Annotated in this window: 20 protein-coding genes and 1 pseudogene; 12 read left to right on the top strand and 9 right to left on the bottom strand. The window is 57.5% G+C overall.

Annotated features, from left to right (window positions below; genetic code table 11):
• Positions 1 to 4: 4 nt before the first annotated feature.
• From GOX53_RS19050 to GOX53_RS19040, 3 genes are all read right to left on the bottom strand, one after another.
• Positions 5 to 1,525, bottom strand: coding sequence for a tripartite tricarboxylate transporter permease (locus tag GOX53_RS19050; RefSeq protein WP_171179143.1), 1,521 nt, complete (start codon positions 1,523 to 1,525; stop codon positions 5 to 7).
• A gap of 10 nt (positions 1,526 to 1,535) precedes the next feature.
• Positions 1,536 to 2,075: a tripartite tricarboxylate transporter TctB family protein gene (locus GOX53_RS19045; protein ID WP_171179141.1), complete on the bottom strand. Its 540-nt coding sequence runs from the start codon at positions 2,073 to 2,075 to the stop codon at positions 1,536 to 1,538.
• Between the two features lie 78 nt (positions 2,076 to 2,153).
• Positions 2,154 to 3,089, bottom strand: coding sequence for a tripartite tricarboxylate transporter substrate binding protein (locus GOX53_RS19040; RefSeq protein ID WP_171179139.1), 936 nt, complete (start codon positions 3,087 to 3,089; stop codon positions 2,154 to 2,156).
• A 335-nt stretch (positions 3,090 to 3,424) separates the two neighbouring features.
• On the opposite strand from GOX53_RS19040, the gene GOX53_RS19035 reads away from it, so the two are divergent.
• From GOX53_RS19035 to GOX53_RS19000, 8 genes are all read left to right on the top strand, one after another.
• Positions 3,425 to 3,718: a hypothetical protein gene (locus GOX53_RS19035; protein ID WP_171179138.1), complete on the top strand. Its 294-nt coding sequence runs from the start codon at positions 3,425 to 3,427 to the stop codon at positions 3,716 to 3,718.
• The gene (locus GOX53_RS19030) at positions 3,715 to 5,067 is read left to right on the top strand and encodes an aminotransferase class III-fold pyridoxal phosphate-dependent enzyme (protein ID WP_171179136.1); all 1,353 of its coding nucleotides are present in this window, start codon (positions 3,715 to 3,717) and stop codon (positions 5,065 to 5,067) included. Before GOX53_RS19035 ends, GOX53_RS19030 begins: the two co-directional genes overlap by 4 nt.
• Positions 5,068 to 5,080: 13 nt before the next feature.
• Positions 5,081 to 7,546 (top strand): FAD-dependent oxidoreductase, encoded by a 2,466-nt coding sequence (locus GOX53_RS19025; protein ID WP_217351844.1) that lies wholly within the window; start codon positions 5,081 to 5,083, stop codon positions 7,544 to 7,546.
• Positions 7,547 to 7,574: 28 nt separating this feature from the next.
• On the top strand, positions 7,575 to 8,816 hold the full coding sequence (locus GOX53_RS19020; RefSeq protein WP_171179134.1) for a Tm-1-like ATP-binding domain-containing protein: 1,242 nt from the start codon (positions 7,575 to 7,577) through the stop codon (positions 8,814 to 8,816).
• A gap of 1 nt (position 8,817) precedes the next feature.
• Positions 8,818 to 10,887 (top strand): FAD-dependent oxidoreductase, encoded by a 2,070-nt coding sequence (locus GOX53_RS19015; protein ID WP_171179132.1) that lies wholly within the window; start codon positions 8,818 to 8,820, stop codon positions 10,885 to 10,887.
• 75 nt (positions 10,888 to 10,962) lie between these two features.
• Complete coding sequence (locus tag GOX53_RS19010; RefSeq protein ID WP_171179278.1) at positions 10,963 to 11,616, top strand: CoA transferase subunit A; 654 nt, start codon at positions 10,963 to 10,965, stop codon at positions 11,614 to 11,616.
• Positions 11,616 to 12,275: a 3-oxoacid CoA-transferase subunit B gene (locus GOX53_RS19005; protein ID WP_171179131.1), complete on the top strand. Its 660-nt coding sequence runs from the start codon at positions 11,616 to 11,618 to the stop codon at positions 12,273 to 12,275. Before GOX53_RS19010 ends, GOX53_RS19005 begins: the two co-directional genes overlap by 1 nt.
• A gap of 223 nt (positions 12,276 to 12,498) precedes the next feature.
• On the top strand, positions 12,499 to 13,242 hold the full coding sequence (locus GOX53_RS19000) for an IclR family transcriptional regulator (protein ID WP_171179129.1): 744 nt from the start codon (positions 12,499 to 12,501) through the stop codon (positions 13,240 to 13,242).
• A 328-nt stretch (positions 13,243 to 13,570) separates the two neighbouring features.
• On the opposite strand, the gene GOX53_RS29830 is transcribed toward GOX53_RS19000, so the two are convergent.
• The 5 genes and pseudogenes from GOX53_RS29830 to GOX53_RS18975 form a co-directional block, all read right to left on the bottom strand.
• Positions 13,571 to 14,335 (bottom strand): sulfatase-like hydrolase/transferase, encoded by a 765-nt coding sequence (locus tag GOX53_RS29830; protein WP_254446631.1) that lies wholly within the window; start codon positions 14,333 to 14,335, stop codon positions 13,571 to 13,573.
• Between the two features lie 348 nt (positions 14,336 to 14,683).
• Positions 14,684 to 14,858 (bottom strand): annotated as a pseudogene (locus tag GOX53_RS18990) (transposase); the annotation flags it as partial.
• Positions 14,859 to 15,127: 269 nt separating this feature from the next.
• On the bottom strand, positions 15,128 to 16,699 hold the full coding sequence (locus GOX53_RS18985) for a sulfatase (protein WP_171179127.1): 1,572 nt from the start codon (positions 16,697 to 16,699) through the stop codon (positions 15,128 to 15,130).
• A complete protein-coding gene (locus GOX53_RS18980; RefSeq protein ID WP_171179125.1) occupies positions 16,696 to 18,603 on the bottom strand; it encodes a TRAP transporter fused permease subunit in 1,908 nt (635 codons plus the stop codon). The genes GOX53_RS18985 and GOX53_RS18980 overlap by 4 nt, the downstream gene beginning before the upstream one ends.
• 72 nt (positions 18,604 to 18,675) lie before the next feature.
• Positions 18,676 to 19,683: a TAXI family TRAP transporter solute-binding subunit gene (locus tag GOX53_RS18975; protein ID WP_171179123.1), complete on the bottom strand. Its 1,008-nt coding sequence runs from the start codon at positions 19,681 to 19,683 to the stop codon at positions 18,676 to 18,678.
• Between the two features lie 89 nt (positions 19,684 to 19,772).
• On the opposite strand from GOX53_RS18975, the gene GOX53_RS18970 reads away from it, so the two are divergent.
• The gene (locus tag GOX53_RS18970) at positions 19,773 to 20,684 is read left to right on the top strand and encodes a LysR family transcriptional regulator (protein ID WP_171179121.1); all 912 of its coding nucleotides are present in this window, start codon (positions 19,773 to 19,775) and stop codon (positions 20,682 to 20,684) included.
• 92 nt (positions 20,685 to 20,776) lie between these two features.
• Here the strand turns inward: GOX53_RS18970 and GOX53_RS18965 are convergent, their stop codons facing one another.
• A complete protein-coding gene (locus GOX53_RS18965) occupies positions 20,777 to 21,826 on the bottom strand; it encodes a LacI family DNA-binding transcriptional regulator (RefSeq protein ID WP_171179120.1) in 1,050 nt (349 codons plus the stop codon).
• A gap of 127 nt (positions 21,827 to 21,953) precedes the next feature.
• Here GOX53_RS18965 and GOX53_RS18960 point away from each other — a divergent pair, with 127 nt between their 5' ends.
• The 3 genes from GOX53_RS18960 to GOX53_RS18950 are packed head-to-tail and all read left to right on the top strand — an operon-like array spanning position 21,954 to position 25,557.
• Positions 21,954 to 23,459 carry a sugar ABC transporter ATP-binding protein gene (locus GOX53_RS18960; protein WP_171179118.1) on the top strand — a complete coding sequence of 502 codons (1,506 nt, stop codon included), beginning with the start codon at positions 21,954 to 21,956 and terminating at the stop codon, positions 23,457 to 23,459.
• 11 nt (positions 23,460 to 23,470) lie between these two features.
• Positions 23,471 to 24,490, top strand: a complete 1,020-nt coding sequence (locus tag GOX53_RS18955; RefSeq protein WP_171179116.1) for an ABC transporter permease — start codon at positions 23,471 to 23,473, stop codon at positions 24,488 to 24,490.
• 20 nt (positions 24,491 to 24,510) lie between these two features.
• Positions 24,511 to 25,557, top strand: coding sequence for a substrate-binding domain-containing protein (locus tag GOX53_RS18950; protein ID WP_171179114.1), 1,047 nt, complete (start codon positions 24,511 to 24,513; stop codon positions 25,555 to 25,557).
• The last annotated feature ends 28 nt before the right edge of the window (positions 25,558 to 25,585 follow it).

The raw sequence follows: 25,585 nt of genomic DNA, 5'->3' as shown, positions 1-25,585 counted from the left end.
CGAATTACCTTTGCTGCGTGTCGTGCATTTCGTGATCGATCTCGGATTCTGCCAACCGCGCATTATGCTCTTTGCGCAACGTGCGGATATGCAGGACGGTTACCAGAACGATCGTTGCTGCGAGCATGGCGGCGATCGGGCGGTCGACGAAATCAAGCGGATCTTTCACTCGGATCATGGCCGAGCGTAGTTTGACCTCCATGATGCCGCCCAGCACCATGCCGAGGACGATCGGCACGATGGGCAAGTTCAACCGTTTCAGGACCAGCCCCAAAATGCCGAAGCCAGCCGCGATGGCGCAATCGACAACGGAGTTTCGCAGACTGTAGACCCCGACAAAGCTCAGCGTCAGGATGATCATGCCAAGGAAACGCGTGGGCACCTGGATGATCTTCGTCAGCAGGTTGGTCGAGAAGATCAGGAAGATGATCACGATGACGTTGAGCAGGATCATCGCCACGTAGAGCGCGTAGACGAAATCGAGCTGACTCTGGAAGAGCTGCGGTCCGGGGATCACGTTATGCACATAAAAGACCGACAGCATCATGGCAGTGAGCGCTTCGCCGGGGATGCCAAGGGCCAGAAGCGGGATCATGGCTGCCGCTGGCACCGCGTTGTTGGCGGCCTCCGACGCGATCAGGCCCTCCGGAGCGCCGTCACCGAAATCATCGGGCGTTTTGGAAGTCTTCCGGGCATAGGTATAGGACATGAACTGCGCGGTGAATTCGCCGACCCCTGGGATCATACCCATCAGAACACCAAACCCACCAGCGACAGTCGCGACGCGCTTGTAGAGCCAGGTTTCCTTCATGGCATTGGCAAGAGAGCCCTCGACGGGCTGAGGGTGGGGTGCGCTGTCCTTGTCGGTCAAAAGCAGGAACGCCTGTGACAGTGCGAATAGCCCAAGCACGACGACGATCAGATCGAATCCGCCGGTGAGCCAGGTTTGCTCGAACGTCATGCGTTGATTGTATTTGACGTCCAGTCCAACGGTATGGAGCAAGATCCCGAAGCCAGCCAGACCACCGGCTGCGAAAACCTGACCACGGTGGGCTAGCACGACAAGAATGATGCCGAGAAGAGCGGCGAGGAATATCTCCCGGCTGCCGAAATGCGGGGCAACAAGAGCGAGAACTGGCGAAAGGAAGATCAGACAGAGGATGCCGAACATCCCGCCCCAGAATGACGCAGAGTAGGCCAGCGCAAGCGCACGACGGGCCTGACCGCGTTTGGTCATGGGATAGCCGTCATAGGTGGTCAGCGCATTGACCGCTGTGCCAGGCGTGTTGATCAGGATCGCGGGCAAGGCGCCGCCATACATCGACGATCCATAAATTCCGAGCAGCATTGTGAGGCCGACAATCGGGTCGAGTGAGAACGTCGCCGGAAGCAGGATCGCAATAGCCACCGCTGCCCCAACACCTGGAATTGCGCCGATGATCACGCCGCCGATAGAGCCAACAAAAAGCGCAAGAACGACGTCCCAACGCATGAGAAGCTCGACACCTGAGAAGAAGGTTTCCATGCTTGCGCTCCTAGAGATACGTCAGGAAGAATGAGCGAAGCCCGTTCGGGAGATATTCGTAGACAGCGCCCCCCGGCACCTTCACTTGCAGGAATGACTTGAAAACGATGACAACAACCGCGCCGAAAAGTGCGGCGGAGCCCAGGAACTTAGTGCTGCGATAGCCGAGGCGATACGACAATGCGACCGAGAAGATGATCGTGGTTGGAAAGTACCCAAGCTGCGGGACGATGATCACATAGATCATGAACCACCCGGCAAATTCGACCGATTTGAACCAGAACCCGATCTCTTGCCAGCGTCCATCGAGCTTTGGTGACACGAAACTGGAAATCAGGTGCAAGGTGGAACAGCCCACCATCGTGATCACTGCCGCATAGGGCCAGAATGCCGGTTGTGCCAGAAGCTTGGTACCCGAGGCCCAGGTTGTCTGGGACGACAGGTTGACGGCCAGAAACAGGCTGAAGGCGAGGCAAACGCAGCTGTAAAACAAATCGCCGGGCCGGCGATAGCGTTTGAACAGGTCCTGTAGTGTTTGTGCTTTGATCATCTGCCCCTCCCTAGGCCCTGGCCGACATCGTGATGCGGCGGGCCGGTCAGCCCGCCGTAGTGCCTGAGGATGTCCAGATCACTCCAGCATCGCGTTGATATTGGCCAGTGCCTCGGCATCCGCTTCAATCTGTGCGGCCGTATCCTCGGCATTTTGCCAGTACACAAGTGCACCCGTCTTCGCCATGAAGTCCTGCGCCCGTTCGGACGCCATAGTCTCCTGAGCAACCGCGATGATTTTCTCGCGCACATCGGCTGGCGTGTCCTTGTGCACGAAGAGGCCGTTCCACAAAGACAGGGTCAGGCTCGGATCCAGCTCGCCGACGGTCGGCGTCTCCGGTGTCAGACCGATGCGTTCACCCCCGATGGACGCCAGAACGTTGATGTCATCGAGACAGGGCAAAACCAACTGCAGTGTGGTGTTCATGACATCTACATCGCCAGAAGCCAGGGAGTTGCAGTCAAGAATGTCAAACGCAGCGTCCGCAGCGAAGGAAAAGCCTTTTTGCTGTGCCAGCGCAAAGGTCACCTTTGTCGGGATCAGCGGCGCCCCAAAATGGCCGAGCACAACGTCATTGTCCTGCGCATGGGCGGCAAGCTCGTCGATGCTGGAGTAGGGAGAATTCTTGCTCGACACGATCACAAACGGATAGGTCAGAAACGCACCCAGTGGCTCAAACGGGTTCGGGTTCAATTCTGGAATTCCGATATTGGGGCCGATGACCGGCACGGCGAGAATGAACGACCCGACGGTGTACCCGTCAGCCGGTGCCTTTGCGACTTCGACAGCGCCCGGGAAAGGGCCACCGCCGCCACCTGGCTTGTTCACCACAGCTGCCGGCACGCCGTATTTGGTTTGGAAGTCTTCCGCGATCATCCGCGTCAGTACGTCCTCTGCGTCACCCGGAGGCCACGGCACCACAAACTCAACCGGCTTCTCAGGATACTCAGCCACGGCAAGTCCCGGCGTCAGCGCCGCGAGCGCTGCGGCAACAGCGATCAGTGTCTTTTTCATTCTAGTCTCCCTGTCAGAGGTACACTATTTGCACCATCGGTGTAAAATAGATTGATCTAGAAATGAACTTCTGTCAACGATGGAGAAAGGTCATCGACGCGCAAATCGTCGGTCACACGCAGCTCAAATGCAGTGAGAGGAGCCGGCAGACACATGGAACTCGTTGCAAAACCTAGTTTTTTGTTCTCCGGGGGATTTTTGGGTTTGCGCCAAATCTCAGGGAGAAAGGCCTGCAGGGCCCCACATCATGATCGCGCAAGATATTCAAATTCGCGAATCGCCGTTGGCTTTCTGAGCAATACTGAGCGGTCTCGAAGCGGTTTCGAGGGCCGCAGATGAGTTCCGATCGCGCAAAATCCCTGGTTCTGGATATTGGTGGTGTCATCTCGAAAACGCACTCCGCGACGCATGATCACACTGAGACGCTGAAACCCGCCGCCTATGAAAGCCTTGTCGGCAGGCTTGGTTTGCCGGCAGAGGGCTGCGTCTTTGAGGACGATCAGCGCCGCGGCATTGATGGCGCGCGGGCCGTCGGCATGACCACCGTGCATTTTGATGTGATGAACCCGGGGCAGAGCTTTGCTGAGGCCGAACGCCCGCTTGGGCTGGAAGAGAGGATAGCAGGATGAAGGACGACAATTTTCTGAAAGAAAACAACGCCCGTTACATGTGGCACCCGATGGCACATCCTGCCGACAGTCTGGCCAATCCTCCCAAGATCATCACCGGCGGCAAGGGCGTGCGCATCGTCGATGTAGACGGCAACGAGACCATCGACGCGGTGGGCGGGCTCTGGAACGTGAACCTTGGGTACTCCTGCGACCCGGTGAAGAAGGCGATTGCCGCGCAGCTTGAGCAACTGCCCTATTACTCGACCTTTCGAGGGACCTCCAACGATGCGGTGATCGAACTCAGCTACATGTTGCAGGAGTTTTTCGAACCCGATGGGTTGAGCCGTGCGTTCTTTACCTCAGGCGGCTCGGACGGCATCGAGATCGCTCTGCGCCTTGCGCGGCAGTATCACAAAGTCCGCGGCGAGGCGGGCCGGACCAAGTATTTGAGCCTCAAAAAGGGCTACCACGGCACCCACACCGGCGGTGCCTCCGTCAATGGCAACTCGAATTTCCGCAAGCAGTACGAACCGTTGCTGCCTGGCTGCTTTCACATTCCGGCCCCCTACACCTATCGCAACCCGTTCAACGAGACTGACCCAGAGCGGCTCGCTCAACTTTGCCTTTCGGCCCTGGAAGATGAGATCGCATTTCAGGGGGCCGAGACCATTGCCGCTTTCATCATGGAGCCGGTTCTTGGGGCGGGGGGCGTGATCCCCCCTCATGAAAGTTTCATGCCCGGCGTGCGGGATATCTGCGACCGCAACGGTATCCTTTTGATCGCGGATGAGGTGATCACCGCCTATGGGCGGACCGGGTCTTGGTCCGGTTCTCGCCATTGGGGGGTAAAGCCGGATTTCGCAGTGACCGCCAAGGCGATTACTAACGGTTATTTCCCATTCGGCGCGGTCATGATCGCCGACCACCTGACCGAAGCCTTTGAAAAGGATGACACCGGCAAAGCCAATATCGCCAGCGGCTACACCTATTCCGGACATCCGGTCGGGGCCGCGGCAGCCATCGCCTGCCTGAAGGAAATCCAGCGCCTGAATGTCAAGGACAACGCCGCTGCGCGGGGGAAAGAAATGATGGCGGGTCTCGAGGCCCTGAAAGCCAAGCATGAGATAGTCGGCGACGTGCGCGGTGGTGAAGGCCTGATGAATGCACTTGAGCTGGTGTCTGACCGCGAAAAGAAAAAACCTTTGGACGCGGCGCGGATCAAGCAGGTCTTCGACACAACCCACGCCAATGGCGTGATGGTCCGCGTATCGGGTCCCAATCTCATTTTGTCCCCACCATTGGTATTGACCGCAGATGACGTGAGGCAAGTCCTCTTCGCGCTCGATATCGGCTTGGCGGCAGCCTGACGGAGAAATCACTATGAGCAAACCCCTTCCGCAATCGGCTCCGGTCGTGATCATCGGCGGCGGCATCATCGGCATGTCGACGCTTTACCACCTTGCCCATCGCGGTGTGCCTGCTGTGTTGATCGAGCGGCGCAAGATCGCAAGTGGTACGACTTGGCACGCGGCGGGTATCGTGGGCCAATTGCGCGACAGCAATTCGCAGACGGAGCTGGGCAAATACACTGCGCGCCTGTTTCGTGATCTCGAAGAGGAAACTGGGCAAGGCACGGGTTACAAGCAGAACGGCACGATCAACATTTCGCTCAGCGATGTTCGGCACGAGCAACTTTTACGTCAGCATGACCATGCGGCACGGATGGGCATCCCAAGCCAAGTGCTCTCGCCTCAGGAGGTGAAAGAGTACTGGCCCGCCCTCGTCATCGACGATGTGAAATCGGGCTTGTTTGTGCCGTCCAACGGCCAGGTAAATCCACTGGATGTGACCGTTGCTCTGTCCAAGGGCGCCCGTCAAAAGGGCGCTCAGGTTTTTGAGGAAACCAAAGTCGAGAACCTCGAAATTCGTAACGGCAAGGTCGCGGGTGTTGCGACCGACAGGGGCACCATCGCGACGAAACAGGTGTTGCTGGCCGGGGGGATGTGGTCTCACCTCTTCGGTAAGGCACATGGCATCACGGTTCCCCTCCATGCGGCCGAGCATTTCTACATCGTGACGGAACCAGTCGACGGCCTGACATCTGACCAGCCGATCCTAAACATCATTGAAGAGCGGAACTATTGGAAAGAGGACGCGGGCAAAATCCTGATTGGTGGGTTCGAAGCGCAGGGCAAGGCTTGGGCACAGGATGGTATCCCGGAAGACTTCGAGTTCGACGAGCTTCCTTTCGACATGGAGCATGTCGAGGAGGACCTGATGCGCATGTTCGCGCGGATGCCGTCGCTGGAGAATATGGGGATCCAGACCTTTTTTTGCGGTCCGGAGAGTTTCACACCGGATGGCCGTCCCTATATGGGGCCGGCGCCGGAGTTGCAGGGCGTGTTCCTTGCAACAGGCATGAATTCAAACGGCATCCTGAACTCGGGCGGTGCTGGCCTTACAATGGCCGAATGGATGATCGAGGGCATGCCGTCGCGGTCCATGGGGCCTCTCTTGGCCGCCCGGGCGCATCCCTTCCAAGCCAACACCCGCTACAATCAGGAACGTGCGGCCGAAAGTGTCGGCTTCCACTACGGCATTGCCTGGGCGGGTCGACAAGTCAATTCAGCCCGTGGCGTGCGCAGGGTTCCGCTGCATCGCGAGTTTAAGGAAGCTGGCGCAGTCATGGCCGAACGTATCGGTTGGGAAGTTCCGATGTATTATGATGCCGGGAACCCGACTTGGCCGGATAGCCCATCGCTCGGTTGGAAGCCCTGGTCAGAGCAGGTCAAGCAAGAATGCCTCGCGGCGCGCGATGCGGCTGTGATCCTGGACCAGTCGATGTATGCGAAGATTCTGGTGCAAGGGCCGGATGCGGCGCGCGCGTTAAATCATGTGTGCGGAGCGCAGATGGATGTCGATGTCGGCAACTCTGTCTACACGCAGTTCCTCAACAGCAATGGCGGGATCGAGGCGGATGTGACCGTCACACGTATCGCACCGCAAAGCTTCATGGTGGTGACCGGTCATCCAAGCCAGATACGGGACCAATACTGGATCAAGGCCCATGCCGATCCATCATGGAATTTCGAAGTCTTCGATGCGACCTCGGCCTATTGCCTGCTGACGTTGCATGGACCCAAATCGCGGGAGATCCTGCAATCGCTGAGTACTGATGATGTGTCGAACGAGGCCTTCCCGTTCGGCGCGGCGCGCGCGATGGACGTCGCATATGCGCGAGGTTGGGTGATCCGCCGGTCGTTCTTGGGCGAGCTTGGTTTCGAGATGATGTTCCCGACCGAGTTCACGGTTGGCGTCTATGAGGCCTTGCTTGTGGCTGGCGCGCCTCACGGGCTGCGCCATATGGGCATGTTTGCAATGAACTCCTGCCGTCTTGAAAAGGGTTTCCGCCATTTCGGCCATGATATTGCCGAAGAGGATACGCCCTATGAGACAGGTCTCGGCTTTGCTGTGAAGCTCGACAAGGAAGACAATTTCCTGGGCAAGGCTCGCCTTGCACAACAGAAGGAAGAAGAAGGCCCGGCTTACAAACACCGCATGGTTTCGGTCAAAGTGCCGGGGCTGACCGCGGAAGATGGACCCTACCTGATCCACAACGAGCCGATCTGGAAGGGGGGCGAGATTGTGGGCCATGTCACCTCGGGCGACTGGGGTTTCCGGCTGGGGGCCATGGTCGGATTGGCCACCCTCGAAAAGGAAGGCGGCGCGCCCAAAGCCTGGATCGACGAAGGCGGTTTCGAGGTTCAGATCGCCGGGCAGATGTACCCGATCGAAGCGCGGCTTGGGCCATTCTACGATCCAAAGGGCGAGATCATGCGCAGCTGAGCCAAAAGCACAACAGGGAGGATAACAAATGTCCGAAAAGACGATTCTGGTCGTGGGCACCTACGACACCAAAAACGACGAACTCGACTATATGGTCGAACGGATCCGAGCGATAGGTGGTAGCGCGCTCAGCATGGACATTTCGGTTCTGGGCGATCCGGAAAGGCCAACCGATTATTCCAAACACGATGTGGCTGAGGCTGGCGGTAGTTCGATTCAGGCCGCCATTGACAGTGGCGATGAGAACACCGCGATGCAAATCATGGCCAAGGGGGGCAGTACCTTGGCTCGCAAGCTCTTCGATGACGGCCTGTTCGACGGCGTGGTCATCCTTGGCGGAACCATGGGAACCGATGCGGCCCTGGATATCTGTCAGGCACTACCGCTCGGGGTTCCGAAATATGTCGTGTCGACCGTGTCCTTTTCTCCCCTGATCGAGCCGCAACGACTGTCGGCGGATATCCAGATGATCCTTTGGGCGGGCGGGCTATATGGCCTGAATTCCGTCTGCAAGTCATCCTTGAGCCAGGCCGCTGGCGCCGTTCTGGGAGCCGCCCGCGCGGTTGAACCGCCCAGCAATGAACGACCGACGGTCGGGATGACTTCGCTCGGGTCTTCCTGTCTGAAATACATGAAGGCCCTGAAGCCCGAACTGGAGAGCAGAGGTTTTGAAGTTGCGATTTTCCACGCCACGGGCATGGGTGGGATGGCCTACGAAAGCATTGCGCGCGACGGGGGCTTTGGGTGTGTGATGGATTTTGCGCTGCCGGAGCTTGGCAACCTCCTGGCCGGATCTGTCATCAACGGAGGTGACGATCGGATGCTCAATGCGGGTCGCGCTGGCATTCCGCAAATCATCGCACCCGGTTGCCTCGATTTGATCGACTTCGCTGGCTGGCAGGAAATCCCGGCCCAGTATAGGGATCGCCCGTTCCATGCTCATAATCGGTTGATAAAATCGTCCGGGCTGAACGCTGAAGAGCGCCGCGAAACCGCGCGCGAGATGGCGAAACGCATCAAGTCGTCCGACACCCCGGCCCATGTGATCCTGACCAATCAGGGGATCGAGGAGTGGGATCGCGAGGGGCAGGAAGCCCACGATCCCGACGCCTTTGCCGAATTCTGCGATGAGATGCGTGTGCAGATGACGGACCCAATCCTGTTTACCGAACTCGACTGCCATATCAATGATCGCCCGTTTGTCGACAAGGCGCTGGAAATCTTCGACGGCTGGGTTGCTGACGGTACGATCAAGTCAGGAGGAACGTAGGATGGACGGCGGTGCCCACAAGCGTGACCCGCGCTATGACATCCTTTTTGAACCGGTTCAGATCGGACCGGTAACGGCGCCGAACCGTTTTTACTCTGTCCCGCACGCCACGGGGCACAGTCCTTTGATGCCAAACGGCTCTATTGGGATGCGGGAAATGAAGGCCGAAGGCGGGTGGGGTGTGATCTCAATGCAGGTGGCAGAGATCGACCCGACCTCGGATATCTCCAACCTGCCGATGGAACGGTTCTGGGATGACACCGATATCAAATCCCACGCGCTGATGGTCGAGCGGGTGAAGAAACACGGTGCGATAACTGCGGTCGAACTGGCCCACACGGGAATCCGGGCGCGCAATATGGACACCGGGACCCCTGTTCTCGGGCCATCATCCATGCGGATCTTGAAACCGCAAAACCCGATTCAGTCCAAGGCGATGGACAAAGAGGACATCAAGGCGTTCCGCGACAGTCATAGGCGCGCGGTGTATCGGTCCAAGGAGGCGGGCTATGACATAGTTTATGTCTATGCGGCCCATGATGCGGCACTGGTCTGGCACTTCCTGAACCCGATGTACAACCAACGGGCGGATGAATATGGTGGCTCGTTTGAGAACCGTTTGCGCCTGTTGCACGAGGTCTTGGAAGACACAATGGAAGCGGTCGCGGGTGACGCCGCCGTCGCGGTGCGGATACCGGCGCACGATTTCAAGTCTGGCAGCCCACTCACTTACGACAACGAAGCTCGGGCGGTGATCGAGAGCCTCGCCGAGATACCCGATCTTTGGGACGTAAACGTCGCCAGTTGGCCGCGAGACAGCGGCACCTCGAGGTTTGACGATGAGGGCCATCAGGAAAAATACACCTCTTACGTCAAGCAGGTGACTACAAAACCCGTCGTTGGGGTTGGGCGCTACACATCAGCAGATGCCATGGTCAGCCTTGTCAAAAAGGGTGTTTTCGACTTGATCGGCGCGTCGCGCCCGTCCATCGCCGACCCATTCCTGCCCAACAAGATCAAGGAAGGTCGGATTGACGACATCCGCGAATGCATAGGCTGCAACGTATGCGTCTCTTCCGATGCCTATTCTGTGCCGCTGATGTGTACACAGAACCCGACAATCAGTCAGGAATGGCGACGCGGATGGCACCCCGAAATCATTCCGCAGGCACCCCAAAAGGAGAAAACGCTGATCATCGGCTCCGGCCCCGCGGGGCTTGAGTGCGCGCTGACGCTTGCAAGGGCCGGTCATGAGGTCACTGTGGCCGAGCGCGCCTCGGAGTTCGGGGGGCGTGTTTCAAAGGAATCCGGCCTCAAGGGGTTGTCGGCTTGGGGCAGGGTCAAGGACTATCGGCTGTATCAGTTGCAGCAGATGGGCAATGTCTCGCTCTACGCAGAAAGTGAGATCGACGCGAATGATGTCGCCGACTTTGAAGCGGACAATATCGTCGTGGCGACAGGCGCCAAGTGGCGCAACGACGGAGTTGGCGCGACAAGATTCAGCCCGATCGAAGGTTTTGTGGAAAACGCGGTAACCCCCGATGACGTAATGGCAGGGGCGGAGTTCGACGGCCCAATCGTCATTTATGACGATGACCATTATTACATGGGCAATGTGCTTGCCGGGCACCTGGCGGCCAGAGGACATGAGATCCATCTGGTATGCCCGCTTCCGTCGATTGCGGAATGGATGGGGTACACATTGGAAAGTCCGCGTGTGCTTGATGAAATGGTCGAACTTGGTGTTCAAATGTACCCCAACACAACGGTTGGCCGGTGGACTGGGACGGCACTTGAGGTCGCCAGATCTGATACCGGGCAAATAATGCCCGCGATTTCGGGTAAGCACCTGATCACCGTAGGTGCAAGGCGCCCGCAAGATTCATTGCTTGCCGAACTGACGCGACTCCCGGGCCTGGGTGATCATGTCACCGGAATTGGCGACTGTCTCGCGCCTGGCATTATTCAAGCCGCTGTCTTTTCCGGTCACGCCCAGGCGCGCCGCCTGATCGGACACGAGCCTGAAAACGGTATCTACAAGCGCGAAACACCGGTCCTGTTTGATCGTTGACGCGCGCTTCTGGCGGCGAGGCTTTCTCCCTTCCTCGCCGCCAGCCCAATTGATTACGAGGTTGCTATGCCTGCGATGAAACGATCGGTAACGCCTCACAAGGCAGTCGAACTCATTCCAGATGGGGCGACCATCATGGTCGGTGGTTTTATGGGCGTTGGTTCCCCGAACCGATTGATCGATGCCTTGGTGGCAAGCGAAAAAAGGAACCTGACTCTTGTGGCCAACGACACCGCGATGCCGGGCAGGGGGATCGGTAAACTGGTGTCGGCGGGGTGTCTCGCGCATGTGATTGCGTCTCATATTGGTCTGAACCCAGAAACCCAGGCGAAGATGAACGCAGGTGACTTGAAGGTTGATCTTGTGCCCCAGGGCACATTGGTCGAGTGTATTCGTGCGGCCGGCGTCGGCCTGGGCGCGGTGATCACGCCAACCGGTATCGGGACGCCGGTGGCCGAAGGCAAAGACACCTTGGAAATCGACGGTGTGACGTATCTTGTCGAAAAACCGATCAAGGCGGATTTTGCCCTGATCGCCGCCCGGCAGTCTGACTATGCGGGTAATCTGGAATATGCACTGACAGCCCAGAATTTTAATCCGACCATGGCGATGGCAGGAGATACCGTGATTGCGGAGCCGGAGCATATTGTTCCTGTTGGAATGATCCCGCCGGATTCCGTTCGCACACCGGCGGCGTTGGTGGATCATCTGATCGAAAGGGCGCTGTGATGGACGCAAAAGAGAGCATAGCCCGTCGCGTGGCGCAGGAAATCGAACCGGCGACCCTGGTCAATCTCGGGATCGGCCTTCCGAGCCTCGTGGCAAACTATGTCTCACCGGATCTTGGTGTGTTCTTTCAGTCTGAGAACGGAGTCATTGGTTTGGGCGCCCGACCTCCGGAAGGCATGGAAGACCCCGATCTGACCGACGCAGGAGGAGGATTTGTCACCGCAGTGCCCGGCGCTGCGGCAATAGACAGCGCGATGAGTTTCGGTCTTATCAGAGGGGGTCACATAGACATGACAGTTCTGGGGGGATTGGAGGTCGATGCGAAAGGGCATCTTGCAAATTGGGTGATCCCGGGAAAACTGACGCCCGGGATGGGCGGCGCAATGGACCTTGCGACAGGCGCGAAGAAAGTCGTGGTCGCAATGCAGCACGCCAATCGTGGTCACTCGAAAGTCGTACAAAACTGCTCACTTCCGCTAACGTCGACACGTCCCGTCGATCTGGTCGTTACCGAGTTGGCTGTGTTCAGGCCGACGCCAGCAGGGCTGGTGCTGCTTGAGCATGCGCCGGGAACTGACTTGGAGACCATCCGCGCCACAACGTTGGCCGACTTTGAAGTATCGCCCGACCTGTCTGTCATGTCGCTGCGACCAGACTGAACCATCAATGGCTGACGCTGAGGCTCAACAGAACCGATGCCTTGGCGGATGCTTCCTAAGTGAATTTGGCGATGCTGAAGGGCGGTGAAAAAAGTGCTGCAACATGCAGGCTGGTTGAAATCTATCGGCCACCAAAGGAGGCGGAAGGCTCTGGTGGTACGTTATAGACAACACAGGTGTTTATGTTACACTACTTATAATGCTCAAATTACTGGCACAGTGAATGAAGACCGTCGATAAAGCCTTATCTGTCCTGGACCAGTTCTCACTGGAGAACACCGAAATAGGCCTGAGTGAGTTGTCCAGGATGGCAGGGTTGGACAAGGCCGCGACGCGCCGTTTGCTTGTCGCCTTGGCAAAACACGGCTTCATTGAACAGGCAGCCGATACGCGCAAATACCGGCTTGGCCACGGGTTTCTGCGTCTCGCCAAGATACGCGAAGCAACGGTTCCCATCGTGCGGGCGGCACAGGAGGTTTCCAATTGGTTGGTTGAGCAGGCAAACGAAACTGCGCATGTAAGCATCCCAGGCGCGCAGGGCATGACGACGATCGCTCATCGGCTTCCAAAGCGCGGTAATGTCATTAACATTATCCCGTCACAAATACTGTACTATCATGCGACGGCATCCGGCTTGGCGTTTCTTGCATTTGCCAGTTCTGAAACTGCCAACAAGCTTCTGAAGCTAAAGCGCGAAAAGATCACAGATGCAACAGTGACGTCTAAACCCGAACTCCAGAGGCTTATGGTCGCGTTCAAGAGACAGGGCTATTCCCAAACTCGCAACTCCTTCGAAACAGACGTCGCTAGTGTCGCCATGCCGTTTTTTCAGGATGCGACGGATCCCGCAGGCTGTATTGCTTTGGCCCTTCCGAGAAACGATCTGACGGATGAGCGACGTGACGAGTTGTTGCCAATGTTGAAAGACGCAATCTCAAGAATGGAAACTGCATTGACAGGGCTATAGCGCCGCGTTTCAGGACTTCTTCCTTGCAGATACCTTACCGCAGTATCTCACCGTTAAGGCGGAGGGGCGCCAGTGTCCTTATAAAGGCTCACAACAACGCCGGTCTGGCCGCCATCCTTGCGTTTTCTTGCGGTCTCTAAGTCCGAAATGGTCACTCGCTTTGACATCCTTAGCGCCTAGTCATGCTGCAATGCATACCTATCAGCCCTGACATCAGAATGTTCCGGACTTATGCCAAGACCAACCAACTCATTAGGATCATTCTTTAGGTCAAAGTGCATCGGGGGCAATCCACCTTCACAGTGAACGAGTTTCCCGTCACGGGTGGCTACCATGAACATCCAGGCGTCCTAGGGGCAACCTTCAGCCCTGCCCTGGCCGGATGGTTGGAACAGTCGTACTCACTGATAGCGTGGCTCTGCGGTTCGGGATGCTCCCGGTTTTCTAAGTACGGCATTAAAGAGCGACCTTCCACGATATGTGAGGGCAACTCGCACCCCGCAGCGTCGGTGATTGTTGTGGTAACGTCGATAGCTTCCACCAGATCCCGGCACACCACCCCACGGGTTCCGCCTGCTGACTCTCGCGGGTCATAGATGATCAACGGAACCTTGACGGCAGGGGTATGAAACAGGTCCTTCTCTCCCAGCCAGTGATCACCAAGATAGTCTCCATGATCGGATGTGAAGATGATCATCGCGTCTTTGTCTTGCCCCGCGTCTTCAAGATATCGGAAAAGGCGCTCCATCTGATCATCGCATTGTTTAATCAATCCTATGTAGACCGGGATCACTTTTCCACGCACATGATCTGTGGAAAAGCTCTTGGCGATGCGGTTTGAAGCGAAAGGGTTGTAGACCGGATGCGGGTTGTTGATCTCTGTTCGATCTCGCACCACGGGCACAATGTCGTTCGCAGTATACATGTCATGGCGGGGAGCTGAGGCGATGCAGGGCCAACGCGGCTTGATGCAGCTAACATGAGCGCACCAGGGCCCTTGTGCGGCGTCCATGATCCAGATGGCCTTGGTGGCAAGCCAGGGAGTTTCGCTGTCGGGTTCATCAGTATTTGCGGGTCTGTTGGCGTTTTTCATGAACCACCCGCTGGCCACATCGTCACTCGTACGGCCTGCATTTGCAAAATCCGCCGCCGGGTTTTCTCCTCGATACCCTTTCGACGGGAGATATTCGTTGTGGGGGCTTCGCTTGGATTCATAAGGGCCTTGGGACCGCCGCTCCAAAGCCCGTCATCGCGGCATCACACGTCAAAACCGCACTCTGACTGGCGCGCGCCAATAACGCTATCTGCGGACGGGCCTAGCTGGGCCATGCCCGCCGCATCCGCCGTCATGTGCGTTTTACCTATAAGCCAGCATCCGACGCCACAAGATAGGAGATGATCGCCCAGCGTAAGCTCGCCAAGATCTGGGCGAAGATGCTCCGTCACTCCATCGCGTCCAGCGATTGTGGAGTGTCTTGTGCGGGCCATATTCCTTTGGCGTATCCCGACAGCGTAACCCATTGCGATTTAATAAGATAATGTCACTTAAGATGCGCCGATCATCAGCGCGTGGCTTGCCGTGGGACTTGGCAAAGTAAGGTTTCCAGACGTGCCATCTGCGCATCGGTCAGCCAGAAAAGGTCAGACGTAACACCGCTCTTTTTGACTGATGAATTATGCTACAAAGCTGAAATCAAGGTGGGCCTGATTCAAGTCTCAGAACGTCACAAAAAAACGCGGGTCGCTGCAGAACCGCATGACCGCAATGAGCCTGAAATGCACATTGGTCGCGAAGCGGCGAACGTCTGGTTGCTTGCCCGACCCCCACAGTTTCATTCGCTTGTGTTACCCGGATTCGCCTTCGATAGACACGACAAACGACGTGCTATGCCCGATAAGCTGGCAAGGGCGCACGGTCTTGTAGATCAATCATTCGCCGTAGCATGGTCTCGGTGACCGAGTGCCGAGCAAGCGCGAAAGAAGGATCTCCATACAGGTTTTCTGTCTCATCCGGGTCGTTCTCCAGATCATACAGCTCATTCCAATCTTCCCCCTCCCGTAGCGACATCCGATATCGTTCGGTTACGACCGTCCGCACTCTTTGAGGGCGGTCGAAACCGATCATTTTGCGCTGGCTATCTTCTTCCACGATGATGGCTTCTGGTGGTTCGGATGAGAGTAAATCGCGGCCCTGAATGCCGTTAAAGGACTGAATTCCGGCCCGGGCGAGGATGGTGGCAGAGATGTCGATGGAGGAGCCCAAGCCCCGATCCACTTTGCCATGGGTCGGCGCCGCAGGATCGTTCCAGATAAACGGCACCCGGATGATCCCCTGGTAGTGCAGCAACAGCTTCAGCATCAGGCCATGATCGCCCATGTAATCACCGTGATCCGTGGTGAAAATGACCACGGTGTTGTCCGCAAGGCCCAGCGTTTCCAGACGTTTCAAAACGCGGCCGATGGCGTCGTCGATCATGCTGATCATGCCGTAGGTCAAGGCGATGATGGCCCGGGCCTCGTCTTCGGTTACGGCAAATGGGTTCTGATTATCCCGTGGATCTGATCCCTTCTCCAACGCCTCCCTCATCGCCTTGATGGGCGGCAGATCGCTTTGGCCGAACGATGCGGGCAACGTTATGTCAGCGGGATCATACATGTCCCAGTAGCGCCCGGGGGGCGTGAATGGGTGATGCGGGTCCGGGAACGACATTTGCAGGAAGAACGGAGTGTCTTGTTCGACCTGATTGGTGAGCCAAGCTTCCGATCTTTCGGCGATCCAGGAGGTTGAATAAAGCTCTTCGGGGACGGCCGTTCTCCACGCCTGGGGGGCGTCGATCCAATTGTTGGGCAAAGCGTTCTCGGGGCCGGTCAGGGTATCAAAGCCGGGGTGTTGGTTGCCGGCCCACAAAAGGTAGTCGCCCGATGCCTGATCTCCATGGTCGGCGGCCACTTCGACATGATCGAACCCATAGAAATCTCCATCCAGGCGTTCGGCCAGAGGTGTGACCCAATTGGGGGCAACCTCCAGGTCATACTCCGATGAGTGCCGATTGTTCTTATACGCATCCCGAAGGTGAGCGGACGGCGAGGACAAGCCTTCCCTGGCCTCAAACCGATTTGTTGCAGGTAAACCGGTAAAGCTCTGCAGGTGGGATTTGCCGATCAATCCGGTGTTGTAACCAGCGTCCCGCAGCAAGTCGACGAAGGTGGTGTGATCCTTGGACAACGGGATACCGTTGTGACGGGCCCCGTGGACCGAGCTCATTCGCCCGGTCATGATCGAGGCCCGGTTGGGCATGCAGATCGGGTTGGCGACGTAGAAGCGGTCCCACCGCGTACCGCCTGCTGCGATCCGGTCTATGTTCGGCGTCCGCACCACCGGGTTGCCGTAGCAGCCCAGATGATCGGCCCGGTGTTGATCGGTGATGATGAACAGGAAGTTGGGTCTTTTGGTCATTGGGATGCCTCAGAAGTCGCGGCTTTCGGCCGACCCGCACGGACATCGAACGCGATCAGCGCAAGTCCGATGGCGATGGCGGGCAGGTGGATCATTGGATCGGTGGCCAGGCAGGTGAACGCGGTTGCAAAGCGGATCACGATCTCAGGGACGGTCAGCTTGCGGCGGTCAAATCCGGACAATGCCGACGAGAACAGCCAGATACAGAAACACGTGCGGGCCACGATCCAGAGGAACGGCAACAGGCTGAATTCCTCGATGATCAGTATCGTCGGGTAGAAGGCGAAGATGAAGGGAATGATGAATTTGGCCATCCCCAATCGGAACGACATGAACGCGGTCATCAAGGGGTTGGCTCGGGCGATTGGCGCCGCAGCATAGGCCGCAATGGCGACGGGTGGGGTCAGCGATGAGGCCACACCATAGTAGAAGACGAACATATGGGCGGTCAGCATCGAGACGCCCAATTCCTGAATCGCCGGACCCATCACCAGGATGATGATGAGATAGGCCGGCAGCGTCGGCATCCCCATGCCAAGGATCAATGCACCGGCCATGGCGACAAGAAGGGCCGAGAACAGGCTCTCACCTCGGATCGACGCGATGACATTGGCCAGTTTCAGGCCCAACCCGGTGGAGTCCAGTGATCCGACAAGGATGCCGATGGCGGCAATGGCGATCAGCAATGTGGCTCCGGATTCGGCGCCCTTCAGGAAGGAATGCCAGATGCGAGCCGGATCGCCCCGCACTTCGGGGTTGATGACCGAAAGTACCAGAAGAACCACGACGGCATAGAACCCGGCAGCGGATGTGGAAAGCCCGGCCAGAAGAGACCCGATGACCACGAGGATCGGTCCGATGAAGAGCACCGAGTTGATCAGGTCGGTCCGGGTGATCTGATCATCGACGGTCATCTCCTGCACGTCGATGCCTTGGCGGCGGGCTTCGACAGTCACAGCCGAGAACAGGCTGAAATAGTAGAACAAGGCCGGGAACAGGGCGGCAACTATGATGTTGAGATAGCCAACGCCGGTCAGGTCGGCCATCACCAGCGCCGCAGCCCCCATGATGGGCGGCATGATCTGACCACCGGACGAGGCTGTTGCTTCGATCCCAGCAGCGAAGGTGGGTGAGAACCCGCGTTTCTTGATCATCGGGATAGTGAAGGTGCCGGTGCCGACGATATTGGCCACGGTAGACCCCGACATTGTGCCGAACATCGACGAGGCCAGAATGGCGGCGTGGGCCGGACCGCCCCGGGTGCGGCGGGTGGCCAGGAAAGCGAATTTCAGCAGGGTGTCGCCCGCCCCGGTGCCTTCAAGCAGCACACCGAAGATGATGAAGATGAAGACCGTGCTGAGCACGATATTGGTGATCGAGCCGAACACACCCTTGTTGGTATTGTACCAAAGCGCCTCGGCCACTTCCTTCAGCGAGAAACCGGAGTGAGCCATGATGCCGGGAAGGTCTTGCCCGAAGAGAAGGTAGACGACCCCAAAGGTGCCGACGCCAAAAAGGCCCCATCCCCAAAGGCGGCGGCAAAGCTCCAGAAAAACGACCAGGCCGGCCAAGGCGGGCCAGGCATCGCGGGTGGTCACATCATAGAGCGCCGTTTCCATCTCGGTCTGAACGAAGTGAAACGACCAGATCGACCAGAGCCCGGCCAAGATCAAGGCGACATCAAGGAAGAGATGCAGAGGTGTCGTTGCCCGTCGGCGCTTTTGTGAGACCGCCACGGCGACGATCACGGCCAATGCAAAGCCAACGGCCCGGTGCAGCTTGGGGTTGATCAGGCCGACGCCTGAACTGTAGAGCGTGATCAGACCCAGAGCGAGGCAGGCAAGAGCTGCGGCAAAGCCGAACAGGCGGGTCGTGACGCTGGCAGGGGAAGCCGCATCGGTCATGGCGTGTCACTTTCTGAAATGGTCAGAGCGATGGCCGGGCGGCAGAGAAAGCCGCCTGGCAGACATGAGGGATCAGGGGCGCAGGGCGTCCGGTATCGTGATGCCTGCTTCGTCATAGTAACGCACGGCACCCGGATGCAGCGGTACGTTGACCGAGGTGAAGGCGGTGTCCCTGGTCACATCCTTGAGGAAGAATGCGGTAGCGTGAACCTCATCAAGGTTTTCCCAAAACGCTTTGGTGGCGTTGTAGACCACATCATCTGACACGTCGGCATGGGTGCCAACAAACTGGGTGAAGCCCAAGGCTGTGATCTGACCTCCGGTCAGTTGACCTTTGTAAAGACCGCCGTCGAACTGGAGCATGCCGCGCCCAGGCCGACCAAACAGGGCCTTCATTTCGTCACTCGCAATCATGTCGTCAGGAATCGACAGAACCCGGAACTCACCCGACAGGCCAAACCGTTCGATATTGGCCGAGCCAATTTCTGCAGGGCGAACCATCATGTCGATCTTGCCATCGGCCAGGGCGGCATAGCCTTCCCCCCAGCTGAGGCGCACGGCAGTATAGTCTTCGCCCGCCACATAACCAGTGATGATCTTGATTAAGGCTTCTGAGGTGGCCGAGGCCGAACCGGCGGGCGGGCCGGTGAACACGGTTTTGCCTTTGATGTCTTCCCATGCTTCGATGCCTGACCCGGCCAGCGTCACCGGGTGGTAGGCTCCGGCCTTGAAGCCTAGGATGGCCCGGAGGTTCTTGGCCAGTTCCGGGGCACCTTCAACCTTCTCGTACATTCGCTTCTGACCGGCCATCAGATTCACCAGCGAGGGCACCGTCGAGAAGAAGTCGATTTCGCCCTTGGCGCCTTTTAGCATCGATTTGGTCAGTGTTTGTCCAGCGTTGACCTGAATTTCGACATCGCTTTTGCCTGCCTGGTTGGCGAATGCCACGAACATGGTGTGAACCGGATCACCGACCCCGGCGGTCTCGCCCTTGAAGATTTCAGCAGACCCGGTACCGGGCATAGCCAAGGCAAGCGTTGCAGCCAGAACCTTATGGCTCAGAGATCTGAAATGAAACATGTTGTCCTCCCACTGTCGTTGCCGCGAAACTACCAGTTTTAATTGATATGGAATAATCAAAGTTTCGGGTCTATACATAACAATTGGATATGAAACTTGATCCCAAGCACCTGGCTCAATTGTCCGTCATCGTCGAGGCGGGCTCGTTCCAATCCGCCGCCAATCGGTTGGGCACGACACAACCAGCGCTCAGCCGGAACATGAAGGCACTGGAAACCCGGCTGGGTACACCCCTGTTTCAAAGGGAAGGGCGCCGCTCCATTCCAAACGCTCTGGGCCTGAGATTGGCCCGCAATGGTCTGGCCATCCGACTAGCAGAAGAACAGGCCGGCATCGTCGCCGCACAAACCGCAAAAGGGTCAGTGGGAGAACTGCGTATTGGCGCCCCGCCCATCGTGTCCGGCAGATTCCTCAGTGATGCCCTGACGGAATTCATCAAGGCCAATCCAAATTGCAGCGTCGAGATACGCACGGGGCTAGTGCATGAGCTTCGGGCCTTGCTGAAACGGGGTCAGGTCGATCTGGTCTTCGGACCGAAAAGCCTGGCCGAGCCCGTAGACGGGTTGGAGTTCGAAGAACTGATCGATGATGGTGTTGGGGTTATGTGCCGCACCGGCCATTCTCTGGCATCTCGCCAGCGGATCATGGCTTCCGATCTAGAGTCGCAGGTCTGGCTTGCACACTCTCGGGGTAGCCTGCTCCGACAGCAAACCGAGGCAGCAATGATAGCATCCGGCGTCCGTTCGATGCAGATAGGTTGTGAAACAGATTCGATTCGTTCCGTGCTTGAGATTGTTGCCGAGACCGACTTGATCACCACAATGCCGAAGGCAACGACGGCGCCCTACCTGGAGGACCGTCTTGTTTTCCTGCCTTTCGATCATCCTCAGTTTCACCGACCGTTGGGGGCCATACGCAGAAGTAGCACGTCGTCGAGCCGCATTGAGGATCGTTTCCTCCAATTATTGAAGCGGGGAGTTCATGCCAAAGGCATACCATGATGCTGCGTTCAACCTGAAGAATCTTGCTGGCATCCCATGACTGTGTCAGCCCGGTGATCAGACCCCGTTGATAGCTATGAACTAAAAGACCATTACGCTCCGGCTGTTGGTTTCTTGACAGTGCTGCCTGGAATGAGCCTAAAGCCCACATCTTTAGCGGATTTCACAGGTTCTCCATTTATCTGTGCCAAAACCATTTCAGCTGCGATTTGCCCGATTTTCAGATGAGGTACTGCGATTGAAGTCAAACGATAGGGCTGAATAGCTGCAATCGGCAAGTCACCCCAACCTGCAATACCGACATCGCCCGGCACATTGAGACCGATTTTTTGCGCGTATTGCAGACCGCCTACGGCCATGTTGTCGTTTTGATAGAAAATGACCTCGATATCGCGGTGGGCCGCCAAGAGCTGCTCGGTTCCATAGAAACCGGTATAGAAACCCGGGGTGTCCTTAAGCAGAAGCTGCTTTTCGAGCCTGCCATTTGCATCTTCGATTGCCTTGGAGAAGCCGTTCAGCCGCGCGGTCGCCGCGTTGGCAACATCATGCGAAGTGCCAACGTACCCAAATTTTCGATACTCCATACCAGCGAGATAGCGCCCCATGCTGTAACCACTGTCAAAGTGGTTCAAACCGACACACATATCCAGCGGGCTGGAGTTGAAGTCCCAGATCTCCACCAAAGGGATGCCTGCACCGCGTAGCATCTGAATGGCTTTGGGGCTGTGTGAGCGCCCGGTGACGATTAATCCGGCCGGCTGCCAGGACAGAACCGTTTCGATCCATTTTTCTTCGTGATCGATTTCGTGCTCGGTCAGGCCCAAAACGGTCTGGTGGCCGAACGCCCCTAACTTGCGGTCAATCCCCTCAAGAACCTGGGCAAAAATTTCGTTCCCCAATTCCGGAATGCTGACGCCGACAAACGTCGACTTTTTGTCGCCTGCAAACACGGTCGCCAGGCGATTCGGCAGGTACCCCAGGCGATCGACCTCGGCCATGACCTTGGCGCGTGTCTTTTCCGAAAATCCGCCTTCATCCCGCAAGACACGGCTGGCGGTCATCTTGGAGACACCCGCAGCCTTAGCTACCTCAGCCAAGCTTATCTTGCTGTTCTTGCTTGGTTTTTCAGAATCTCTGCTCATTTACGTTACGGGTAACTCTTTTTTGTTGACATCTGAGTGGCCTGCGAGAATGCTAACGTAACGTTACGGGTAACTCAATACGTTGTTGAGGAGCAGCAGAGTTGCCGCGATCTGGGAGGAGGCCGCAGTGCCCGGCATTGCACAAAACAATCTGTTCTTTGACGGGGTAAAGAAGCATTTCGGAGGCACCTATGCCCTGCGTGATGTATCTTTGAACATTGAACGCGGTGAAATCGTAGCTTTGCTGGGCGAAAACGGGGCGGGGAAATCCACTCTCATCAAGATACTTGGCGGTATCCACAAGGCGGACGAAGGCCGGGTTCTGATCGACGGTCACCCCTACGAGCATCGCCCGGGCGGTTTCGGTGAGCGTCAGTCCGTGGCGTTCATTCACCAGGATCTCGGGATGATCGAATGGATGACCGTGGCCGAGAACATTGCTTTGGCGCTGGGGTATTCGCGAAAGAACGGATTAATCAACTGGCAGACAGTGGATGAATTCGCGCAACGGGCGTTGGATAAAGTCGGCTGCGACTTCGATCCCACCACGCGTGTTCAAGATCTGTCGCGCACCGAAAAATCGCTTGTGGCTATTGCACGTGCTCTGGCGGTCGATTGTGACTATCTGGTTCTGGATGAACCCACGGCGTCGCTGCCGGCCGATGAGGTCGAGCGTTTGTTTGAAGCCTTGCGCCCACTGAAAGAGCAAGGCGTGGGCATGATCTACGTGTCGCACCGGTTGGACGAGATCTTTCAGATCGCGGACCGCGTCGCTGTTTTGCGCGATGGAGAACTTGTCGGGCTGCGCAGCATTGATCACACGACGCCCGAAGAGCTTGTGTACATGATCGTTGGGCGCAAAACCCGTCAGGTAATCAAACCAGATACCCCACCCGGGAAAACCATTCTTCAGGTATCGGATCTGACCATGGAGGCTGCGCAAAACGTGAGTTTCCAACTGAAGTCCAACGAGGTTGTCGGTCTGGTGGGCCTGCGCGGAGCGGGCCATGAACACGTTTCGCGTGCATTGTTCGGCGCAGAAGTGTTCGACGGTCAAATCGCCCTTCATGGTGAAACGCTGGATCTGACCTCATCACAAGCGGCTATGGCGTCTGGCATCGGATTGGTCGCGCGGGACAGAACCGAAGAGTCGGTGGCAATGTCGCTGACCATCAGGGAAAACACGTTTTTGAATCCGGCCGCCGTCGGACGGACGCTTTTGTCCTTCATGAGTCACCGCTCGGAGACAGAGAATGCGGCCCGCATAGGGGCGGATGTCGCGCTGTCGCCGAATGACCAAGGCATGGCCATTGAAAGCCTTTCCGGCGGCAATCAGCAGAAGGTCGTGATTGGGCGGTGGTTGGAAACCAAGCGCAAATTATTGATCTGCGAGGATCCCACCGCCGGCGTGGATGTCGGCGCCAAGGCCGAAATCTATGCGCTGCTGAACCGGGCAATGGAAGACGGCGTGGGCATCATCGTGGTCTCGACCGACTTTGAAGAAGTTGCTGCCATTTGCCATCGCGCCATCGTTTTCAGTCAGGGACAGATCGTTCAGGAGCTGATGGGCACCGAACTGACGACGGAAAACCTCATACAGGCAGCCTCGGCGTCGAACGCAGTTGCGAGTTAGGGAATACGAAAATGCAATCGCTTGAATCCAATGCACTGGAACCCACAAAGGCCGAGCTGAAAAATGCTCCGCTCAAAACACGGGTACTGCGCTTTCTTCCAGTGTACGGGTTGGTTCTGCTGACCGGATTTCTGATCATCCTGTTCTCGATCCTGTTGCCGAATACCTTTCCGACGCTTTTGAACCTGAGGGCGATCATCTCGGACAAGGCCATCATTGCGCTGTTGTCGCTGGGTGCGATGATCCCGATGGCAGCGGGCCGGATCGACCTGACAGTCGGCTACGGGATCGTCCTTTGGCATATTCTGGCAATCTCGTTGCAGACGACGTTCGGAATTCCCTGGCCGATCGCCGTTGCGATCGTTCTGTCATTGGGTCTTTTAACCGGGTTTCTGAACGGGCTGCTGGTCGAGGTTGCAAAGATCGACAGCTTTATCGCTACGCTGGGCACCGGGACTGTGTTGTACGCACTAGCATTGTGGCACACGGGCGGGCGTCAGATGGTTGGTGCATTGCCGGACAGTTTCTACGCGATTAACGGGACTTTTGTGTTCGGCCTGCCGATCACCGGGTTCTATGTGCTGGCGATCACTGTCGCGATGTGGCTGATCCTCGAGTACACGCCGATTGGCCGGTATCTGTATGCGATTGGCGCCAACCAGCGCGCCGCACAGCTTAACGGTATTCCGACGCGGAAATTCGTCGTCGGAGCCTTTATGTCATCGGGCCTGATCACCGCCTTTGCCGGGGTGCTTCTGGCATCGAAATTGCGGATCGGGCAAGCCTCGGTCGGTCTTGAATTCCTGTTACCTGCTTTGGTCGGGGCCTTTCTGGGGTCCACCACCATCAAGCCGGGACGCGTGAATGTTTGGGGAACAGTCGTGGGTGTCGCGATCCTGGCTGTTGGTATCTCGGGCATTCAGCAATTCGGTGGATCCTTCTGGGTCGAGCCGATGTTCAACGGTGTCACGCTGCTGATTGCGATCGGGATTGCCGGTTACGCTCAGCGCCGCAAAGGCGCCAACAAGTAAAAAGCATAAGGGAGGAGATTATGCTGAAACGGACTTTTATGGCGGTATCCGCCGCTGCTCTGCTGACCGGTCTGGGTGTGCCGGTCTTCGCCGAAACCGCCTTTGACGGACCAACCAGCGGGCCCAAAGCTGCCGAGGGTAAATCAATTGTCGTCGTGGCGGGCGACTTGAAGAACGGTGGCATTCTTGGGGTGACCAATGGCGTCGAAGAGGCGGTCGGTACCATTGGCTGGGACGTCCGCGTGCTGGATGGTGCGGGGTCGATTCAGGGCCGTACCGGTGCGATTGGCCAAGCGCTGGCTTTGCAACCTGACGGGATCATCATCAACGGCTTCGACGCTGTTGAACAACAAGCGGCGCTGGAAGGTGTGGTCAGCGCGGGGATTCCGATGGTCGCGTGGCACTCGGGGCCCAAGATTGGCTGCGACGCGCCCGGCGGTATCTTTGCCAATGTCTCGACCGACGCAATGACCGTGTCCGAAGTGGCTGCCGAATGGGCCATGGACGATGGTGGCGACGGGGTCGGTGCGATCATCTTTACTGACTCGACCTACCAGATTGCCATCGACAAGGCTGACCGTATCAAAGAAACGATCGAGGCGGCGGGTGGCACCGTGCTGGAATATGTAGACACGCCGATTGCCGATACGTCGGCTCGTATGGGCCCGCTGACCACCAGCCTGCTGCAAAAGTATGGCGACCAGTGGACGCACGCTTTGGCGATCAACGATCTGTACTTTGATTTCATGGGGCCAGCGCTGGCTGCGGCGGGGATTTCATCCGAGGATGGTCCGCAGGCCGGCTCAGCCGGCGACGGGTCCGAGGCCGCGTTCCAGCGTATCCGCAGTGGCAACTACCAGACTATCACCGTGGCTGAACCGCTGAACCTGCAAGGCTGGCAGCTTGTGGACGAGCTGAACCGCGCCATTCAGGGCGAGGCATGCTCGGGCTATATCACTTCGCCCGCATTGGTGACCGAGGAAGGTCTGACCAAGCTGGGTGACAGCAACCAGTTCGACCCTGACAGTCCCTATCGCGAAGCCTACGCACAGATCTGGGGCAAGTAAGCCCAGGGGCGGCCCCGGCTGTGGGGCC

The organism is Ruegeria sp. HKCCD8929, from assembly GCF_013031405.1.
Taxonomy (GTDB): domain Bacteria; phylum Pseudomonadota; class Alphaproteobacteria; order Rhodobacterales; family Rhodobacteraceae; genus Ruegeria.
Note: the sequence above shows the minus strand (reverse complement) of the source record. Positions and strands in the feature narration are given on the sequence as shown.

Bases quoted from the DNA above. Each gene is read 5' to 3' on its own strand.
- GOX53_RS19020 (WP_171179134.1), top strand. From the start codon at position 7,575: ATGTCCGAAAAGACGATTCTGGTCGTGGGCACCTACGACACCAAAAAC.
- GOX53_RS18985 (WP_171179127.1), bottom strand. From the start codon at position 16,699: ATGACCAAAAGACCCAACTTCCTGTTCATCATCACCGATCAACACCGG.
- GOX53_RS29830 (WP_254446631.1), bottom strand. From the start codon at position 14,335: ATGAAAAACGCCAACAGACCCGCAAATACTGATGAACCCGACAGCGAA.
- GOX53_RS19015 (WP_171179132.1), top strand. From the start codon at position 8,818: ATGGACGGCGGTGCCCACAAGCGTGACCCGCGCTATGACATCCTTTTT.
- GOX53_RS19025 (WP_217351844.1), top strand. From the start codon at position 5,081: ATGAGCAAACCCCTTCCGCAATCGGCTCCGGTCGTGATCATCGGCGGC.
- GOX53_RS19000 (WP_171179129.1), top strand. From the start codon at position 12,499: ATGAAGACCGTCGATAAAGCCTTATCTGTCCTGGACCAGTTCTCACTG.
- GOX53_RS19050 (WP_171179143.1), bottom strand. From the start codon at position 1,525: ATGGAAACCTTCTTCTCAGGTGTCGAGCTTCTCATGCGTTGGGACGTC.
- GOX53_RS19010 (WP_171179278.1), top strand. From the start codon at position 10,963: ATGAAACGATCGGTAACGCCTCACAAGGCAGTCGAACTCATTCCAGAT.
- GOX53_RS19035 (WP_171179138.1), top strand. From the start codon at position 3,425: ATGAGTTCCGATCGCGCAAAATCCCTGGTTCTGGATATTGGTGGTGTC.
- GOX53_RS18975 (WP_171179123.1), bottom strand. From the start codon at position 19,683: ATGTTTCATTTCAGATCTCTGAGCCATAAGGTTCTGGCTGCAACGCTT.
- GOX53_RS18950 (WP_171179114.1), top strand. From the start codon at position 24,511: ATGCTGAAACGGACTTTTATGGCGGTATCCGCCGCTGCTCTGCTGACC.
- GOX53_RS18955 (WP_171179116.1), top strand. From the start codon at position 23,471: ATGCAATCGCTTGAATCCAATGCACTGGAACCCACAAAGGCCGAGCTG.
- GOX53_RS19005 (WP_171179131.1), top strand. From the start codon at position 11,616: ATGGACGCAAAAGAGAGCATAGCCCGTCGCGTGGCGCAGGAAATCGAA.
- GOX53_RS18980 (WP_171179125.1), bottom strand. From the start codon at position 18,603: ATGACCGATGCGGCTTCCCCTGCCAGCGTCACGACCCGCCTGTTCGGC.
- GOX53_RS19040 (WP_171179139.1), bottom strand. From the start codon at position 3,089: ATGAAAAAGACACTGATCGCTGTTGCCGCAGCGCTCGCGGCGCTGACG.
- GOX53_RS18965 (WP_171179120.1), bottom strand. From the start codon at position 21,826: ATGAGCAGAGATTCTGAAAAACCAAGCAAGAACAGCAAGATAAGCTTG.
- GOX53_RS18970 (WP_171179121.1), top strand. From the start codon at position 19,773: ATGAAACTTGATCCCAAGCACCTGGCTCAATTGTCCGTCATCGTCGAG.
- GOX53_RS19045 (WP_171179141.1), bottom strand. From the start codon at position 2,075: ATGATCAAAGCACAAACACTACAGGACCTGTTCAAACGCTATCGCCGG.
- GOX53_RS19030 (WP_171179136.1), top strand. From the start codon at position 3,715: ATGAAGGACGACAATTTTCTGAAAGAAAACAACGCCCGTTACATGTGG.